Genomic DNA, 17918 nt, shown 5'->3' on the forward strand with positions numbered 1-17918 from the left:
AGGGCTCCGGGACGATGCCTCAGGGCCGACCCGTCCGTAGGGTGACGGTGTGTCCGAACCGAGCGCCACCCCGCGAGCCGTCGACCCGCGCGTCACCGACGTCGTCCTGGCGCTCGCCATGGCCCTGGTGGTCGCCGTGGTCATCGCCGCGGACCCTGATGCCGTGCGGCACGCCGGCCCGGGGGCGTACCTGTTCGCGGTGGGTTTCGGGGCGCTGGTCCTGCTGCGGCGCAGGGCGCCGCGCACCATGCTCGTGCTGACGGTGCTGGGCGTGTTCACCTACTACGCGCTCCAGTTCGCGCCCATCGGTACGGCGCTGCCCGCGGTCGCGGCGATCTACTCGGCGGCGGAGCTACGGCGTACGGGCTGGGCGATCGGCGCGGGCGCCACGCTGGTGGCCGTCGCGACGTACTACCGAACCGTCGGGAACACCCCCGAGGAGGCCCTGGCGCCGTACGAGCTCGTCACGGACGTGGCACTGGTCGCGGCGGCGGTGGCACTCGGCGTGGCCGTGCGCCTGTCCAGGGAGGCACGCGAGCACGAGGCGCGCGCCGCCGAGCAGCGGCTGCAGGCGGAGCGCCTGCGCATCGCCCGGGACCTGCACGACGTCGTCGGGCACAACCTGTCGGTGATCGCCCTGCACTCCGGCGTGGCCGCCGAGGCCGTCGGCCGGGACGACGACGCGGCCCGGCGTGCACTCGGGCACGTGCGCGAGGCGACGTCGGGCACGCTGCACGAGCTGCGGTCGACGGTCCGGCTGCTGCGCGGTCCGGCAGGCGGCCCTGACTCCGCGCCGACCGGCCTGGCCGGCGTCGACACCCTTGCCGCCTCGGCGCGTGCGGCCGGGCTCGTGGTCGACGTCGAGCTCGACGTGCCCGCCGGAACCCTCGACGGGGCCATCGACGCCGCCGCCTACCGGGTCGTCCAGGAGTCGCTCACCAACGTGCTGCGCCACGCCGGGGCCGGCCGCGTCGTGGTCTCCGGGGAGGCAACTGACGGCCGCCTGGCCCTCCGGGTGGCCGACGACGGCCGCGGCGCCGGCCCGGGCCTCGTGCCCGGCACCGGGATCTCGGGCATGCGCGAACGCGTGGCCCTGCTCGGCGGAACCCTGACCGCGGGCGACGCACCCGGCGGCGGGTTCGTCGTGGCGGCCGACCTGCCCCTCCGGCTGGAGACAGGAGAAGCATGATTCGCATAGTCCTGGTGGACGACCAGGAGCTCGTGCGCGCGGGGCTGCGCGCCCTGGCGGAGAGCGAGGGCGACATCACCGTCGTCGGGGAGGCCGCCGACGGGCAGGCCGGGGTGTCCCGGGTGCGGGAGCTGCGGCCCGACGTCGTGCTCATGGACATCCGGATGCCGCGCCTGGACGGGCTGGCCGCGACCCGGGAGATCGTCGCAGACCCCGCACTGGCGGACGTGCGGGTGCTGATCCTGACCACGTTCGACGAGGACGAGCACGTCTTCGAGGCGATCCGGTCAGGCGCGGCCGGCTACCTGCTCAAGGACGTCGCACCGGCCGAGCTGCGCCGCGCCGTCCGCGTGGTCGCGGCGGGCGAGTCGCTGCTCGACCCGGGGGTGACGGCCACCGTGCTGCGCGCGGTCGCCGCCGCCCCGGCGCTCCGGCCCGACGACCGCCGGCTCGCCGGGCTCACCGAACGCGAGCGCGAGGTGCTGCAGCAGCTGGGCCGCGGGCTGACGAACGACGAGATCGCCCGCGAGCTCTACCTCAGCCCGGCCACCGCACGCACCTACGTGAGCCGGCTGCTCGCCAAGCTCGGCGCGCGGGACCGGGCGGCGCTGGTGATCCTCGCCTACGAGACGGGGCTCGTGCAGCCGTGAGCCGCACGAGCCCCGCTCGGTCAGGCCGGGTTCAGAGTCTCTGGATCACAGCGCCTTGAGGCGCGGCAGCACGTCCTCGCTGAACTGGGTGAGGAACCGCTCCTGGTCCTGGCCGGGGCCGTGCACCACGAGGTGGTTCAGACCGGCGTCGACGTAGGGCTTGATCTGCTCGACCGCCTGCTCCGGGTCGGACGCGACGATCCAGCGCTTCGCCACCTGCTCGATCGGCAGCTCGTCCGCCAGGCGCTCCATCTCGGTCGCCGAGTGGACGCTGTGCTTCTGCTCGGGCGTGAGCGACAGCGGCGCCCAGAACCGGGTGTTCTCCAGCGCGGTGGCGGCGTCGCGGTCGTACGAGATCTTGATCTCGATCATCTTGTCGACCTGCGCGACGTCGCGCTCCGCCTTGGCCGCGCCCTCAGCGACCGCGGGCAGCAGCTTCTCCGTGTACAGATCCATCCCCTTGCCGGAGGTGCAGATGAAGCCGTCGCCCGCGCGCCCGGCGTACTTGGCCACGAGCGGGCCGCCCGCCGCGACGTAGACGGGCACCGGGTTCTCGGGCCGGTCGTAGATCTGGGCCCCGACCAGCTCGTAGTAGTCGCCCTTGAAGTCCACGCTGTCCTCGGTCCAGAGCGCCCGCATGAGCTGCACGGCCTCGCGCAGCCGCGCGAACCGCTCCTTGAACTCGGGCCACTCGCGGCCCGAGACCGCGATCTCGTTCAGGGCCTCGCCCGTCCCGACGCCGAGGATCACGCGGTTCTCGGTCAGCAGCGCCAGGCTCGCGAACGTCTGGGCGATGACGGCGGGGTTGTAGCGGAACGTCGGGGTCAGCACGCTCGTGCCGAGCTGGATGCGCGAGGTGCGCTCCCCCGCGGCGGCGAGCCAGGCGAGGGCCGACGGCGCATGGCCACCCTCGTGCCGCCACGGCAGGAAGTGGTCGGAGACCATCGCGCTGTCCAGTCCCACCTCCTCGGCGCGTACTGCGAGCTCAACCAGCTCGCGCGGCCCGAACTGCTCGGCGGACGCCTTGTACCCAATCTTCAGAGTCACATCTGAGACCCTACGCTCGATCGCCGTCCGGTGAACCCCCGCGTCGCGCACGTCACATCCGACCTGGTCAGCCCCCGATCAGGAACGCCTCATCGCCGACGCCGACCACCCGCCGGCCAGCGCGACGAGCACCGCGAAGACGCCGAGGACCATCGGCGCGGGCAGGTACACCAGGCCGACGCCGACCGCGAGCACCGGGACCACCAGCCCGGCGTAGGCGACGAGGAAGACGAGCGCCAGCGCCTCCGCCCGCTCCTCGGGCGCCACCATGGCCGCCGTCCGGCCGAGGGCGGCCTTGAACAGCAGCCCCGCGCCCCCGCCGGCCAGCAGGCCGCCCGCCACGAAGAGCCACACCGAGGCCAGCACGACGCCGCCGAACAGCGCGGCGGGGCCCGCGACGATGAGGACCGCCGCCCAGCGGAGCTGGACCCGCTGCGTGGCGGCGGCCAGGAGGGACTGGCCGAGCGCGCCGGCCAGGAACGGCGCGCCCGCGACGGCGCCCGCGACGATCAGGGACGGCTGCCCCAGCTCGTCGCGGACGAACGACGCCGCCACCGAGCTGAACAGACCGAGGACGGCGAACCCGGTGAACGCGCCGACGGCGCCGGCCACGAACCGGCCGCGCACCTCGCTGCCGATCGCCGCTCGCTGCGGCCGGTAGGGCCGCAGCCCCGGCCGGTGCGGCACGGTCTCGGGCACGAACGGCGTGGCGACCAGGAGCACGGCCATCGCCACCCCGAACACCGCGTACGGCACCACCAGCGGGTGGGCGGACGGCGCCGCGAGCAGCCCGGACAGGACCGGCCCCAGGCCGATCCCGCCCAGGTTCGCCACCGTGGCGACGACGGCGGCGCGTCCCGGCGCGGGCCGGGAACGGGCGCCGTCGAGCTCCGAGAGGTAGGCGGTGGCCGTGGCGGTCAGCGCTCCGATGCCGACGCCCGAGACCACGCGGGCCACGAGGAGGCCCGCCAGGTCGTCCCGGACCAGGAAGCCCACGGCGGCCAGGAGCTCCAGCGTCACCGCCAGCAGGATCAGCGGGCGGCGGCCCACCCGGTCGCTCAGATGCCCCACGAAGAACAGGCTGGCGATGACCCCCACGGCATACGCCGCGAAGACCACCGTGACCGTGAACGGGCCGTACCCGTCCCGGGCCGCGTAGAGCGTGTAGAGCGGGCTCGGCACCGCCGCGAACGCCATGAGCAGCAGGAACGTGAGGCCGGTGAGCCAGAACCCGGCGCCGTGGCGGCGTGCACCGGCGGAGGCGGGTCGAGCGGCGGGTGCGGGGACAGAGCGCGCGGTGATCACCTCCGCAGTCTGCGACCGTCCCATTAATCCACACAAGCGAATCATTCCGATCGCACTTATCGCCAGGTGCGATATATGACCGATACTCGACGGATGGACACCCGGCACCTGGAGTACTTCATCGCCGTCGCGGAAGAGGGCAGCTTCACGCGCGCCGCGCAGCGGCTGCAGACCGTCCAGTCGGCGGTGTCAGCGGGCGTGCGCACGCTCGAGCGCGAGGTCCGCGCCACGCTCTTCGTGCGCTCCACCCGGCGGGTCGAGCTGTCCGACGCCGGTCGTGTTCTGCTGCCCGAGGCGCGCGCCGCCGTCGAGTCCGTGGACCGCGTCTTCGACGTCGTGACCGCAGCCGAGAGCGGGCTGCGGGGGCGGCTGCGCCTCGGTGTCTTCCCCAACTCCGACGTGGTCGACGCCCCCGCCTTCGCCGGGCGGTTCCACGAGCTCTACCCGGGCGTCACGCTCAGCGTCGTGGCGTCTCCCACCGGCTCGACGGGCCTCGCGGAGGACGTCCGCGCCGGCCGCCTCGACCTCGCGATCACCGGGCTGCCGCTCGCCGACCTCGACGGTCTGCGCACGCACGAGATCCTCGTGGACGAGCTCGTGGCGGTGGTGCCCGAGGCCCACGAGCTGGCGCGGCGCGACACGCTCTCGCTCGACGAGCTCGTCGCCGAGCCGTTCGTCGACGGCCCGCCGGGGTTCGGCCACCGGGTGGTCCTCGAACGGCTGCTGGCCGCGCGCGGGCTGCACCGGGACGTCGTCGTCGAGAGCCCGGACATGGGGCTCGTCTCGCGGTTCGTCGCCGCCGGGCTCGGCGTCGCCGTCGTACCGACGTTCGTGCTGCAGCCCGCACCGGGTGCCGTGACGCGGCCCCTCGACGTGAGCATCCCGTTCTCGCTCCGGTCCGTCTGCCGGCCGCGCACCACGCGCCCGGTCGAGGCCGCGCTGGCGCTGCTGCACCGGCTGACGGCGGCCGGTGGGTAGGTCTACCCATGGCGCCCCTGACCGTGTCCGGCTACGTTCGGGCTGCCGGGGGCAACCGGCCAAGGGCCCACCGGATCACCGGTGAGCGGCGGACCGGCGGAGCGGGGTACCCATGGGCGAGCTGTGGGGCGCGGACGTCGCCCAGCTGAGGGCTCTCGCCACCGCCGTGCGGAACAACACGCAGACCCTCGAGACCGCACGCGCCCAGGTGGACGCGCTGATGGACGACGTGGACTGGTTCGGCCCGAGCGGCGAGGAGTTCCGCGCCGAGTGGTCCAGCGTGCACCGCGCCAACATGTCCGCGGCGATCGACACGCTCACCGAGGCCGGCGACACGCTGGACCGGAACGCCGACAGCCAGGAGCGGACCAGCGAGGACGCCGGGCTCGCCGGGGGCGGCTCCGGCACGAGCGGTACCGGCACCGGCTCCGCGCCGGGCGGAGCCCCGGGTGGACCCGGTGCCCAGGTCGCCACGACTCCCCTCACCCCCGACGAGTACACAGACCTCTCGCCCGCAGAGCGCGAGGAGTGGCTGGCGACCGCCACCGACGAGGAGATCGCCGCCCTCCTGGCCGCGATGGAGGCTCAGGGCCTGTACCCGGGACCGGACGCCGGCCCCGTCGCCAGCGAGCACTGGACCCGGCAGGCGGCCCAGGACGCCGGGATCGACTTCCTCGCATGGGACCCCAGCCAGGGCGCGCAGGCCAACCGCGAGAACATCGAGGCCGTCTACGAGTACTACGCCCAGCTCTACCTCGAGAACCCGGACCTGCAGTGGGCCGGGATGGCGGCGATGATCGGGCCCTCGTTCGCCGCGGGCTTCCAGGACCTGGCCATGTTCCGTGACATCGCACAGGGTTTCGAGATCGGGGGCGAGGTGATCCAGCACCTGCCCAACGGACTTCCCCAGGGCGTCCTGATCGAGCAGGTCGCCGCGATGACCGACGAGGACCTGCGCTTCTACGAGACCACCTTCCTGGAGATGCAGCAGGAGATCTTCGCCGACCAGGCTTCCATGCACGCCGCCTACGAGCACGGCGGCCTGGCGGAGATCGAGCGGATGTACGACTCCGGCGCCATCGACGAGGCGACGTACGACTCGTGGGTGGACATCGACTCCGGCGATCCGACACGCGTCACCGAGGGCAACACCCAGTTCCTGGGCCGCGAGCAGAACCACATCATCGCCGACGACTACGACGAGATGCGGAACCACCCGGTGACCGGCGAGGCGATGACCTACATGATGACTCTCGTCGGCGAGGCGTCGATCCCCGGAACGCAGACGTTCGGCGAGTACAACCCGCTGACCGTGACCGTGGAGACCCCCGGGCCCGAGAACATCGGCATCCCGTTCACCGACGTCTCCTTCGACAACCCCACGCAGGGGTCGGTCTCGGTCAGCACACCACTGCCGGACGGCAACATCGCGGATCGCGAGCAGCGCTGGGACTACGTCTCCAACGACACGCTGCCCGCGTACCAGGACCTGATCGCGAACGACCCGGCTCGCGCCGAGGAGATCCTGCGGACCGACGTCTCCGAGCGCATCGAGGGCTACCGGCTCACCAACCCGGACCGGCTCGGCCGCATAGCCGAGGACCTCGCGACGGACTGGGGCGTCGATGTCGACCAGTGACGCCTGGCCTCATGACAGGGTGGACCAATGTCCGTACGACAGGTGATCCTCGCGGCGGCCACGGCCCTCGCCCTCGCGGCGACGACCGGCTGCACCGTCAGCGTCGGCGGCGGCCGGGACGACGACGGCGCCCAGCTATTCGGAGAGGGGAACAGCATGCAGTGGGACCTGACACGGCCGCTCGAGGCGGAGGCTCTAGGACTCCCGGACGACAAGCGGGTGGAGGTCGCCGTCCCCGACGACGCCACCGTCAGCCTGACGCTCCCCACCGGAACCTGGTCGGGGCGTACCGAGCAGATGGCGGTGAGCACCCGGCACGGCTACGTGGACTCCGTCGACCTGTTCTGGACCGAGGCCGACGGGCAGGCCGCCGCCGACCGGATGGCCGCGGACGCCGGCCTGCTCGGCGTCGACGCCACCCAGGTCGCCGAATGGGCCGAGACCGCGAAGTGGGCCGAGACCGCCGACATCAACCGGTCCCGGACGGATGCCAACTACAACGGCGCGGCCGGTGAGGTGTCCACGTCGATCAAGCCCAGCATGGCCGTGGGCGACGGCCCGGGCACGCCGGTCCGGCTCTGGTACAAGTTCTACGTGCGGGACGTGGTCGAGACCGCGGGCTGAGGGCTAACCCCGCAGGGCCTGCAGTACCCGGCTCGGCGACGGTCGCCCCAGGTGCCCCTCCAGCCAGGTCCCGGCCTCGACCAGGCGCGGCATGGAGACGCCGGTGCTGATCCCGAGCCCGTCGAGCATCCAGAGCAGGTCCTCCGTGGCGAGGTTCCCCGTGGCCGACTCGGCGTACGGGCACCCGCCGAGCCCACCCGCCGACGTGTCGAACGTCGTCACGCCGTGCCGCAGCGCTGCCGCGACGTTGCCGAGCGCCTGGCCGTAGGTGTCGTGGGCGTGCAGCGCCAGCACGTCGTCGGGCAGCCCGGCGGCGTTCAGCGCGTCCAGGAGCGCGACGACGTGCCCCGGCGTCCCGACGCCGATCGTGTCGCCGAGCGAGAGCTGCTCCGCCCCGAGGTCCATGAGCCGCTTGCCCGCAGCGACCACCTGGTCCAGCGGCACGTCGCCCTCCCACGGGTCGCCGAAGCACATCGACACGTAGGCGCGCACGCGCATCCCAGCAGCACGCGCCCGCGTCATGACCGGCTCGAACATCGCCCACTGCTCGTCCAGGGAACGGTTCAGGTTCCGCCGGGCGAAGGTGTCGGTCGCGCTGGCGAAGACCGCTATGTGCCGCAGCCCGAGGTCGTACGCCCGCTCCAGGCCGCGTTCGTTGGGCACCAGGACGGGCAGGTCGCGGGCGCGGTCGCCGAGCCGGTCCACCAGCGCGGCGAGCACCTCCTCTGCGTCGGCCAGCTGGGGCACCCAGCGCGGGTGCACGAGGCTCGTGGCCTCGACGTACGGCAGGCCGGCGTCGAGCAGCCGCTCGACCAGGCCCACCTTCACCGCCGCCGGGACCACCGCCTTCTCGTTCTGCAGGCCGTCGCGCGGGCCCACCTCGTAGATGGTCACGCGGTCGGGCAGGCTCGGGTCGGGCACCACCTGGGGACGCCGGAGCTGCTCAGGCATCGCTCTCCTCCTCCGACTCAGGCTCCATCTCGAAGAGCACCTGCCGCGCCGCCACCTGGTCGCCGGCCGCCGCCCGGACGCGCACCACGCCGTCCGCCGGTGCCAGGAGCGCCACCTCCATCTTCATCGCCTCCAGCACGCCGAGCGACTGCCCGGCGACCACCAGGTCACCGTCCCGCACCTCGACGCGGGCCAGCGTGCCGGGCATCGCGGCGAGCACGACGCCGTCGGACAGGTCGGCCGCCGCGACGCTCGAAGCGCTCGGCCGGACGAACCGGAACGTGTGCCCGCGGGTGCTCACCTCGACCGAGCGCGGGCCCACGTCGACCGTGAACCGCGCGGTCACGCCGTCCAGCGCGAGCAGCCCGTCCCCCACGGAGCGGCACGACGTCGGCGGCTCGCCCGCACGGCGCACCTCGCCCCGGGCGGTGCTCACGCGGAGCACCGCGTCGTCCAGCTCGACCCAGGTGTCGGCGGGCGGCCCGCCGAGGCGCCAGCCGTCTCCGCCGTCGGCTGCCGCGGCCGCGGCGACGGTCCAGGCGGCCGCCACCATGGCGGACGCCGGGTCCGGGGCGGGCAGCGGGTGGGTGTCCAGCCATGCGGTGTGCACCTCGCCGTCGCGGAACGCGTCGGAGCCCGCGAGCGCCCGCACGAACCCGGTGTTGGTGACCAGGCCGCCGATCGCGGTCGCGTCGAGGGCCGCGACGAGGCCGCGCCGGGCTGCCTCGCGGTCGGCGCCGAACGCGATGACCTTGCCGACCATGGGGTCGTAGGCGGCGGGGACGACGGTGCCGTCCTCGATCCCGGCTTCGACCCGTACGCCCGGAGCCCCCGGCCACCGCACCCGCGTCGCCGTCCCGGCCTGCGGCAGGAACCCGCCGAACGCGTCCTCGGCGTAGATGCGCGCCTCGATCGCGTGGCCGGTGACGGCGACGTCGTCCTGGGCGAAGCCCAGCGGCTCCCCCGCCGCCACGCGAAGCTGCTGCTCGACGAGGTCGAGGCGTTCGCCGCGGACGCGGACGACCTCCTCGGTGACGGGGTGCTCGACCTGGAGACGGGTGTTCATCTCGAGGAACCAGGCGCCTCCCGCCGAACCTGTCGGGACCCCGACATCCACCAGGAACTCCGCCGTCCCCACCCCGGTGTAGCCGACCTCCCGCGCCAGGTCCACGGCCCAGCCGTGCAGCCGGTCACGCAGGGCCGGGTCCAGGTCGGGCGCGGGGGCCTCCTCCAGCACCTTCTGGTGCCGGCGCTGCGCGGAGCAGTCGCGCTCGTGCAGGTGCAGCACGTTGCCGTGCTCGTCGGCGAGGACCTGCACCTCGACGTGCCTGCCGCGCTCGACGTACGGCTCCAGGAGCACGGTGTCGTCGCCGAACGCCGCGGCGGCCTCGCGTCGGGCGGCGGCGATCGACGAGGTGAGCTCGTCCCTGCCGTGCACGATGCGCATGCCCTTGCCGCCGCCCCCGGCAGCGGCCTTGACCAGGAGGGGATAGGTGACGTTCACCGGGACGGCGAACCCGTCGTCCCCGAGCGAGAAGACCGAGACCTCGCGCAGGACCGGCACCCCCGCCTTCCCCGCGATCCTGCGTGCCGTGTCCTTGCGCCCCATCGCGTCCATCGCGTCGGGCGGCGGCCCCACCCAGGTCAGCCCGGCACCGATGACGGCGCGCGCGAACTCGGCCTGCTCGGACAGGAACCCGTACCCGGGGTGGACGGCGTCGGCGCCGGTCTCCTTCGCGGCCGCGAGCAGGGCGGGAATGGACAGGTAGGACTCGGCGGCGGGTGTCGGGCCGATGCGGACGGCGACGTCGGCGGCGCGGGTGTGCGGCGCGGCGGCGTCGGCGTCGGAGTAGACGGCGACCGTGCGCAGCCCGAGGCGGCGCGCGGTGCGGACGATCCGCAGGGCGATCTCGCCGCGGTTGGCGATCAGGAGGGTGTTGGGCATGTCGGTCACATCCGGAAGATGCCGTAGGACGGCTCGGCGATCGGGGCGTTCGCGGCGGCGGCCAGGCCGAGCGCGAGGACGCGGCGGGTGTCGGCGGGGTCGATGACGCCGTCGTCCCAGAGGCGGGCGGTGGCGTAGTAGGGGTTGCCCTGGGCCTCGTACTGGGCGCGGATCGGGTCCTTGAACGCCTCGACCTGCTCGGGCGGGGCGTCGGCGAGGTCGCGCTGCACGGTCGCGAGGACCGACGCCGCCTGCTCGCCGCCCATGACGGAGATGCGGGCGCCGGGCCACATCCACAGGAACCGGGGGTCGTAGGCGCGGCCGCTCATGCCGTAGTTCCCGGCGCCGAACGAGCCGCCGAGCACCACGGTGAACCGCGGCACCGACGTGCAGGCCACTGCGGTGACGAGCTTGGCGCCGTCCTTCGCGATGCCGCGGTGCTCGTACTCCTTTCCGACCATGAACCCGGCGATGTTCTGCAGGAACACCAGCGGGATGCGCCGCTGGTCGCAGAGTTGCACGAAGTGCGCGCCCTTGAGCGCCGACTCGGAGAACAGGATGCCGTTGTTCGCGATGATCCCGACCTGGTACCCGTCGATACGGGCGAAGGCGCACACCAGCGTCTCGCCGTACCGGGCCTTGAACTCGGTGAGCTGCGAGCCGTCGACGATGCGGCGGATCACGTCGCGCACGTCGTAGGGCGTCCGGGGATCGGCGGGCACGTCGTACAGGCCGTCGGGGTCGAGCTCCGGTTCCTCGGGCACCACCCGCTCCAGGCTCGGGACCCGTGCCGCGCCGGTGGTCGTGCCGATGATCTCGCGGACGATGCGCAGGGCGTGCGCGTCGTCGTCGGCCAGGTGGTCCGCGACGCCAGACGTCGTGGTGTGCACCAGGCCGCCGCCGAGCTCCTCCGCCGTCACGATCTCGCCCGTGGCGGCCTGCACCAGGGGCGGGCCGCCGAGGAAGATGGTGCCCTCGTCGCGGACGATGACCGCCTCGTCGCTCATCGCGGGCACGTACGCACCGCCCGCGGTGCACGAGCCCATGACCGCCGCGACCTGCGGGATACCGCGGGCGGACAGGTTCGCCTGGTTGTAGAAGATGCGCCCGAAGTGCTCCCGGTCGGGGAACACCTCGTCCTGCATCGGCAGGTACGCGCCGCCGGAGTCCACCAGATAGATGCAGGGCAGGTGGTTCTCGGCGGCTATCTGCTGCGCGCGCAGGTGCTTCTTCACCGTCACCGGGTAGTACGTGCCGCCCTTGACGGTGGCGTCGTTGGCGACGATCACGCACTCGCGCCCCGCCACCCGCCCGATCCCGGTGACGATGCCGGCGCTCGGCACCGCCCACTCGCCGCCGTACATGTCGTAGGCCGCGAGCGCCCCGATCTCCAGGAACGCGGACCCGGGGTCGAGCAGGCGGTCCACCCGGTCGCGGGCGAGCAGCTTGCCGCGGGCCGTGTGCTTCTCGCGCGCCGCGGTCGAGCCGCCCTCGCGCACGCGCGCGAGGCGGTCGCGCAGCTGCGCGGTGAGGGTGCGGAGGTCCGTTCCAACGGCGGTGTTGATGGCCACGTGTCGCAGCATAGTCCGCTGGTTAATGATCGTTAACCCCTGGCGCGCGGATCGGCTGGCACGCGCTCGGTGAAAGTCTCAGCGAAAGGTGCGGCGGTAGTCGCCCGGCGCGGTGCCGCACACCTGCCGGAAGGTGTCGTAGAAGCTGCTCTGCGCGGTGAACCCGGACGCGTGCGCGATCTCGGCGGTGGTGCGGTCCGACGTGATGAGCAGCCGCTGCGCCTCCGCGACGCGGCACCGCGCGATGTACGTGCCGACCGTCGTGCCGACGACCCGCTTGAAGAGCGTCATCGCGTGGCTGGGGCTCAGGTGGACGGCGCGGGCCACGTCGGCAGCGGTGATCGGCGACCGGTAGTGCTCGGCCACGAACTGGGCCATCGCGGCAGCACGCCCCGCGGCCCCGGCCCGTGGGTCCGGCGTGTACGGCGTGGTCCGAACCTCCGCGTCGTCCTGCGCCGCACGGGTCAGGACCCGCCGCACGAACGCCTGGGCCTCCAGCATGACGACGGTGCCGTACCCGCTGTCCAGGACGTCGAGGTGCCAGCTCTCGAAGAGGGCTCCGACGTCCCGCACCAGGGCAGACGCCGGCACGACGACGGGCCGCGCCCGCAGCAGGACCGCCATCTGCTCCGTGGGCAGCGCCCAGCTCAGCACCTCGGTGAGCGGGATGTGCACCCACGACACGTCGGTCGCGGGCGCACCGGGCTCGACGAGCTGGTGCGGGGTCCCACCCCAGAACAGCGCCACCTCGCCCGCCTCGACCCGCAGGAACGAGCCGCCGAAGAGGTACTCGAGCCGGCCGGCGTGCACCAGGTTGAGCTCCAGGTCGTCGTGCCGGTGCGGCCGCATCATCACCGGCGGCGTGCCCCGCTGCACCCACAGGGCGGGTTCGTTCAGCTCCACCTCGTCGTCCGCGAGCGCCATGAGCGGGAGCATAGGGCCCCGCACCACCGCGGCGCGGACCGGAGGATCCCGGAGAGCCGGGCCACGCAGCCGGAGGTCTGACCGCCATCCTCTGACCTAGCGTCGCAGCATGGCTCATTCCCCGAAGATCACCATCATCGGCGCCGGCGGCTTCGTCTTCCCGCTGCGCCTCATCGGCGACCTGCTCAGCTTCCCGGCGCTGCGCGGCGCCACCCTCAGCCTCATGGACCTCGATGCCGGACGCCTCGACCGGGTGGCGACCGCCACCCGGGAGCTCGTGGCCCATCACGGCCTGCCCACGGTGGTCGAGCAGACCACCGACCGGCGCGAGGCCCTGCGCGACGCCGACTTCGTGATCATCACGTTCCAGGTGGGCGGCGTGGAGTCCTACCGGCACGACGTCGAGATCCCGCGGCGCTACGGCGTCGACCAGCCGGTCGGGGACACCGTCGGCCCGGGCGGTGTCTTCCGGTTCCTGCGTTCCGTGCCCGCCTACCAGGCCATCGCCGCCGATGCCCTCGACGTGTGCCCGGACGCCCAGTTCATCAACTACGCCAACCCGATGGCCATGGCCACCGCGTACCTCAACGCGCTCGGGCTGCGCACCGTGGGCCTGTGCCACAGCGTGCAGGGCACCACCAGGATGCTCGCGCGCACGCTGGGCGTGCCGTACGACGAGGTGTCCTTCCGCTGCGCCGGCATCAACCACCAGGCGTGGATCGTCGACTTCCGGCACGGCACCGAGGACCTCTACCCGCGCCTGCGCGAGGTGATGAAGGAGCGCCACCAGCGCGCCCGCGCGGCGTCCGACCTGCTGTCCGACGACGGCGACCACTCCGAGGCGGCGCTGGCCGCCAGCAACTACGAGGGCGGCAACGAGCAGGTACGCACCTCGCTGATGAACCACTTCGGGTACTTCGAGACGGAGTCCAGCCACCACGCGTCGGAGTACGTGCCGTACTTCCGCAAGGACGCCGCCACCATCAAGGAGTACATCCCGGAGCGGTGGGACTACTTCGAGATCTGCGCCGCGCACGACGAGCAGGGCGACGTCGACGAGCAGCTCGAACGCCTCAAGGCGGACCTGAGCCCGTCCGTCGAGTACGGGGCCTCCATCGTGAACGCCGTGGTCACGGGGGTGCCCGCGGTCGTGTACGGCAACGTGCCCAACGCGGGACGGGTCATCACCAACCTGCCCGACGACGCGTGCGTCGAGGTCGCCTGCCTGGTCGACGCCAGCGGCGTGCAGCCGACGTCGTTCGGCGACCTGCCGCCCCAGCTCGCGGCGATCAACCGCACGAACACCAACGTGCAGACGCTCGCGGTCCGCGCGGCGCTGACCGGCGACGTCGAGCACGTGCACCACGCCGTCGCGCTGGACCCGCTCACGTCCGCGCACTGCACGCTGGAGCAGATCCGCGAGATGACCGACGAGCTGCTCGCCGCGCATGCGGCGCTGCTGCCGGCCGCTCTGACGGAACAGCTCGCGGGGGCCCGCTCATAGACTGCCTCCCGTGACCCCGCGCAGGCAGCAGATCCTGAGGACGGCAGCCGACCTGTTCGCCGCCCGTGGCTTCCACGGCGTCTCCATGGGGGACATCGGCGCGGCCGTCGGCGTCTCCGGGCCCGCCCTGTACAAGCATTTCGCGGGCAAGGAGGACATCCTCGGGCAGTGCCTGCTGCACGCTTCCGACCAGCTGCTGGCGGGCGCGCGTGAGCTGCTGTCCGACGGCGGGGCGCGCTCCGCCGTCGGGCAACCGGGGGTTGCCGGGGCCCGGCCCGTCGAGCCCGGGGCTGCCGAGGCAGCGGGGGGCGGGGCCGCGGCGGCCGAGGCCGCGCTGGAGGCCCTGATCGCCCGGCACGCGGACTTCGCGCTCGACAACCCGGCGCTGATCGTCGTGCAGGAGCGGGAGTGGGCCGCGCTCGGGGCGGAGGCGCAGGCCCAGGTCCGCAAGCGGCAGCTCGCCTACGTCGACGTGTGGTGCGACGCGCTGACGCCGCTGCGTCCGGACCTGTCGGCCCCGCAGGCACGGGCGGCGGTCCAGGCGGCGTTCGGCCTCCTCAACTCGACCCCGCACAGCGCCCGCATAGGGCGGCCGGCCATGCACGCTCTCCTCACGAGCATGGCCCGCTCGGCCCTCCTCCGGGACCGTTGAGTGCTGGATGTCTGCCCTCTCGTACGGTTCGAGAGGGCAGACATCCAGCACTCAGCGGTCTCCTCGGACGGGTTACTCGACCGGGAGGCCCAGGCCTCTCGCTATGAGCATGCGCTGGAGCTCTGACGTGCCCTCGCCGATCTCCAGGACCTTGGCGTCGCGGTAGAAGCGGGCGATCGGGCCGTCCTCCATGACGCCGTAGCCGCCGAACACCTGCGCCGCGATGCGCGTGGCCGTCACGGCGGACTCCGTGGCGTAGAGCTTGGCGACGGACGACGCCCGCCGGAACTCGTCGAGCGGCGCACCCTCGTCCTTGAGCGCGGCGGCCCGGTACGTGAGCGCCCGGCTCGCCTGGAGCATCACCTCGATGTCCGCGATCTGGAAGGCGACGCCCTGCTTGCGGCCGATCGGACCACCGAACGTGGGGCGCACACCGGCGTGCTCCACCGTGAGGTCCAGCATGGCCTGGATGCAGCCGGTGGCCAGGGCCGCGACGGCGACCCGGCCCGTGTTGAGGCAGATCATGAGCTGCTTGAAGCCGTTGCCCCGCTCGCCGAGCAGGTAGGCCTCCGGGACGCGCACGTCCTCGAACCGCAGGGCGTGGGTGTCGACGGCGCGCCAGCTCATCTTGTCGTGCAGGGGTTCGACGACGAATCCCGGGGTGTCGGTGGGGACGATGATGGCGCTGAGCTCCGGCCGGCCGTCGGGCAGGGTGCCCGTGCGCGCCGCGACGGTGCAGACGCTGGTGATCGGGGTGCCGGAGTTGGTGATGAACTGCTTGGCGCCGTTGACGACCCACTCGCCGCCCGTGAGCTCGGCGGTCGTGGACATGGCGTTGGCGTCGCTGCCCGCGCCGGGTTCGGTGAGGCCGAAGGCGCCGAGGGTGCGGCCGGCCACGAGGTCGGGCAGCCACCTGTTCTTCTGCTCGTCGGTGCCGTAGGCCAGCAGCGATCCCACCCCGAGGCCGACCCCGGCCCCGAGCGTGATGCCTACAGACTGGTCCACGCGGCCGATCTCCTCGACGGCGATGCTGAGCCCGGTGAGCCCGAGGTCGGACCCGCCGTATTCCTCAGGGGCGGTCAGGCCGAACAGGCCCAGCTGTCCCATCTGGTGCACCAGCTCGACGGGCAGGCGACTCTCCCTGTCCCATCGGCCGATGTGGGGCGCGATCTCGCGGTCGGCGAACTCCCGTACCGCGTCCCGGAGCTTGGTGTGCCCCGGGTTCTCTGGTGAGGTATGCATGTTAGGCATGCCACAGAGGTTAACCACCATTAACCTCATCGCGCCAGGCCCACCGGAGGACTTCCTATGCCCGACCAGAGCCAGGTCACCTACGACGTCGTAGCGCTCGACCTGCCGGACGACCGGACCGCGTCCTACGCCCGGATCACGCTCGACAGCCAGGAGCGCCGCAACGCCCTCTCGCACGCCCTGCTCGACCAGCTCCGGGCCGCCCTGAACCGCGCCGCGTACGACGACGTCCACGCGGTGGTCCTGGCCGCCGAGGGCCCCGCGTTCTGCTCGGGCGCCGACCTCACCGAGGCCCTGCGCGACGGCATGACCGACTCCGCGCGGCGGCTCGCCGAGCTGCTGCGCACGATCCTCGCGCTGCCGAAACCCGTGGTGGCGCGCGTGCACGGGCCCGTACGGGCGGGCGGGATCGGGCTGGTCGCCGCGTGCGACGTCGCGATCAGCGCCGACCACATCACCTACGCCTTCACCGAGGCCCGCCTCGCGCTGGCGCCCGCCGTCATCTCGCTGGCGGTGCTGCCGCGGATGACGCCGCGGGCGGCGTCGCGCACGTTCCTGACCGGCGCGCCGTTCACCGCCGCAGAGGCCGCCGCCTGGGGCCTGGTGACCGAGTCCGTGCCGCTGGACGCGCTGGACCGGGAGGTCGACACGGTGCTCGCCGAGCTCGCGGCCGCCGACCCGCAGGGGCTCACCGCCACCAAGGAGCTGCTCAACGCGGACGTGCTCACCCGGTTCGACGCGAACGTGGATCGTGCCGTGACGACGTCCGCGCAGCTGTTCAGCTCCGAGCGCGGGCGGGCCGCGATGGGGCGGCTGCTGCGGCGCTGACCGGGAAACAGTGTTGGATGGGGGCGTGGCCATACGGATCTCCTCGCGCAACGCACGCTTCCAGCAGCTGCAGACGCTGCTCACCAACCGCAACAAGCGGCACCGCGCCGCCGAGTTCATCGTGCAGGGCGTGCGGCCCATCACCATGGCCGTCGAGCACGGCTGGGAGGTCCGCTCCCTCCTGTACGACGCCGAGCGCCACCTCTCGCAGTGGGCCCGGGGCGTGCTCGCGGCCCACCCCCACGTCGAGCACGTCAAGATGGCACCGGACCTGCTCGCCGAGCTCGCCGAGAAGGACGAGGTCGAGCTGCTCGCCGTCGTCGCGATGCGGCCCGACGACCTGGACCGGATAGTGGCCGGGCCCGACTTCCTCGGCGTCGTGTTCGACCGCCCCACCCAGCCGGGCAACATCGGCGCGGTGATCCGGTCGGCCGACGCGTTCGGGGCCGACTGCGTCATCACCACCGGGCACGCCGCCGACGCCTACGACCCCAAGTCGGTGCGGGCCACGACCGGCTCGTTCTTCGCGACGCCCGTGGTGCGGGCGCCGTCGTCCGCCGAGGTCATGGAGTGGGTGACCGCGCGGCGCGCCGCAGGCCTGCCCCTGGTGGTGGTAGCCACCGACGAGCACGGCGACGCCGACGTGTCCGCGTACGACCTCACCCAGCCGGTCCTGCTCCTGGTCGGCAGCGAGAACGACGGCCTGACCCGCGCCTGGCTCGACGCAGCGGACGTGACGCTGAGCATCCCGATGACGGGCTCGGCGAGCTCGCTCAACGCGGCGAACGCGGCGACGGTGATCCTCTACGAGACCCGCCGCCAACGCCTGGCGAAGTAACCTGCCTGCCCCGCCCACCGGT

At 73.0% G+C, this 17918-nt stretch carries 16 protein-coding genes; 9 read left to right on the forward strand and 7 right to left on the reverse strand.

What is annotated here, in order from left to right; all coding sequences use genetic code 11:
• The first annotated feature begins 49 nt into the window (after positions 1 to 49).
• Both AB0I32_RS02415 and AB0I32_RS02420 read left to right on the forward strand, forming a co-directional pair.
• Positions 50 to 1189 (forward strand): sensor histidine kinase, encoded by a 1140-nt coding sequence (locus tag AB0I32_RS02415; protein WP_357502457.1) that lies wholly within the window; start codon positions 50 to 52, stop codon positions 1187 to 1189.
• Entirely contained in the window at positions 1186 to 1839 is a 654-nt protein-coding gene (locus tag AB0I32_RS02420) for a response regulator transcription factor (RefSeq protein ID WP_357502459.1), read from the forward strand. The genes AB0I32_RS02415 and AB0I32_RS02420 overlap by 4 nt, the downstream gene beginning before the upstream one ends.
• 45 nt (positions 1840 to 1884) lie before the next feature.
• Here the strand turns inward: AB0I32_RS02420 and fgd are convergent, their stop codons facing one another.
• Entirely contained in the window at positions 1885 to 2886 is a 1002-nt protein-coding gene (gene fgd, locus AB0I32_RS02425) for a glucose-6-phosphate dehydrogenase (coenzyme-F420) (RefSeq protein WP_357502461.1), read from the reverse strand.
• 78 nt (positions 2887 to 2964) lie between these two features.
• The gene (locus tag AB0I32_RS02430) at positions 2965 to 4191 is read right to left on the reverse strand and encodes an MFS transporter (RefSeq protein WP_357502463.1); all 1227 of its coding nucleotides are present in this window, start codon (positions 4189 to 4191) and stop codon (positions 2965 to 2967) included.
• A gap of 75 nt (positions 4192 to 4266) precedes the next feature.
• On the opposite strand from AB0I32_RS02430, the gene AB0I32_RS02435 reads away from it, so the two are divergent.
• The 3 genes from AB0I32_RS02435 (at position 4267) to AB0I32_RS02445 (ending at position 7432) form a co-directional block, all read left to right on the forward strand.
• A complete protein-coding gene (locus tag AB0I32_RS02435; RefSeq protein WP_357502466.1) occupies positions 4267 to 5169 on the forward strand; it encodes a LysR family transcriptional regulator in 903 nt (300 codons plus the stop codon).
• A 112-nt stretch (positions 5170 to 5281) separates the two neighbouring features.
• Entirely contained in the window at positions 5282 to 6808 is a 1527-nt protein-coding gene (locus AB0I32_RS02440; RefSeq protein WP_357502468.1) for a WXG100 family type VII secretion target, read from the forward strand.
• 27 nt (positions 6809 to 6835) lie between these two features.
• Positions 6836 to 7432, forward strand: coding sequence for a hypothetical protein (locus AB0I32_RS02445; protein ID WP_357502470.1), 597 nt, complete (start codon positions 6836 to 6838; stop codon positions 7430 to 7432).
• A 3-nt stretch (positions 7433 to 7435) separates the two neighbouring features.
• Here the strand turns inward: AB0I32_RS02445 and AB0I32_RS02450 are convergent, their stop codons facing one another.
• From AB0I32_RS02450 to AB0I32_RS02465, 4 genes are all read right to left on the reverse strand, one after another.
• Positions 7436 to 8383 (reverse strand): hydroxymethylglutaryl-CoA lyase, encoded by a 948-nt coding sequence (locus tag AB0I32_RS02450; protein WP_357502472.1) that lies wholly within the window; start codon positions 8381 to 8383, stop codon positions 7436 to 7438.
• Entirely contained in the window at positions 8376 to 10328 is a 1953-nt protein-coding gene (locus tag AB0I32_RS02455; protein ID WP_357502474.1) for a biotin carboxylase N-terminal domain-containing protein, read from the reverse strand. The genes AB0I32_RS02450 and AB0I32_RS02455 overlap by 8 nt, the downstream gene beginning before the upstream one ends.
• Positions 10329 to 10333: 5 nt before the next feature.
• Positions 10334 to 11911: a carboxyl transferase domain-containing protein gene (locus tag AB0I32_RS02460; RefSeq protein WP_357502476.1), complete on the reverse strand. Its 1578-nt coding sequence runs from the start codon at positions 11909 to 11911 to the stop codon at positions 10334 to 10336.
• Positions 11912 to 11977: 66 nt separating this feature from the next.
• The gene (locus AB0I32_RS02465) at positions 11978 to 12823 is read right to left on the reverse strand and encodes a helix-turn-helix domain-containing protein (RefSeq protein ID WP_357502478.1); all 846 of its coding nucleotides are present in this window, start codon (positions 12821 to 12823) and stop codon (positions 11978 to 11980) included.
• Between the two features lie 109 nt (positions 12824 to 12932).
• Here AB0I32_RS02465 and melA point away from each other — a divergent pair, with 109 nt between their 5' ends.
• Together melA and AB0I32_RS02475 are read left to right on the forward strand one after the other, a co-directional pair.
• Positions 12933 to 14327, forward strand: coding sequence for an alpha-galactosidase (gene melA, locus AB0I32_RS02470; protein ID WP_357502480.1), 1395 nt, complete (start codon positions 12933 to 12935; stop codon positions 14325 to 14327).
• 10 nt (positions 14328 to 14337) lie between these two features.
• Positions 14338 to 14979, forward strand: a complete 642-nt coding sequence (locus AB0I32_RS02475; protein ID WP_357502482.1) for a TetR/AcrR family transcriptional regulator — start codon at positions 14338 to 14340, stop codon at positions 14977 to 14979.
• Positions 14980 to 15051: 72 nt separating this feature from the next.
• On the opposite strand, the gene AB0I32_RS02480 is transcribed toward AB0I32_RS02475, so the two are convergent.
• On the reverse strand, positions 15052 to 16221 hold the full coding sequence (locus AB0I32_RS02480) for an acyl-CoA dehydrogenase family protein (protein ID WP_357502699.1): 1170 nt from the start codon (positions 16219 to 16221) through the stop codon (positions 15052 to 15054).
• A 66-nt stretch (positions 16222 to 16287) separates the two neighbouring features.
• On the opposite strand from AB0I32_RS02480, the gene AB0I32_RS02485 reads away from it, so the two are divergent.
• Together AB0I32_RS02485 and AB0I32_RS02490 are read left to right on the forward strand one after the other, a co-directional pair.
• A complete protein-coding gene (locus tag AB0I32_RS02485) occupies positions 16288 to 17058 on the forward strand; it encodes an enoyl-CoA hydratase-related protein (RefSeq protein WP_357502484.1) in 771 nt (256 codons plus the stop codon).
• Positions 17059 to 17083: 25 nt separating this feature from the next.
• A complete protein-coding gene (locus AB0I32_RS02490) occupies positions 17084 to 17896 on the forward strand; it encodes a TrmH family RNA methyltransferase (protein ID WP_357502486.1) in 813 nt (270 codons plus the stop codon).
• The last annotated feature ends 22 nt before the right edge of the window (positions 17897 to 17918 follow it).

The organism is Promicromonospora sp. NPDC050249 (assembly GCF_040656015.1).
Lineage (GTDB): Bacteria > Actinomycetota > Actinomycetes > Actinomycetales > Cellulomonadaceae > Promicromonospora.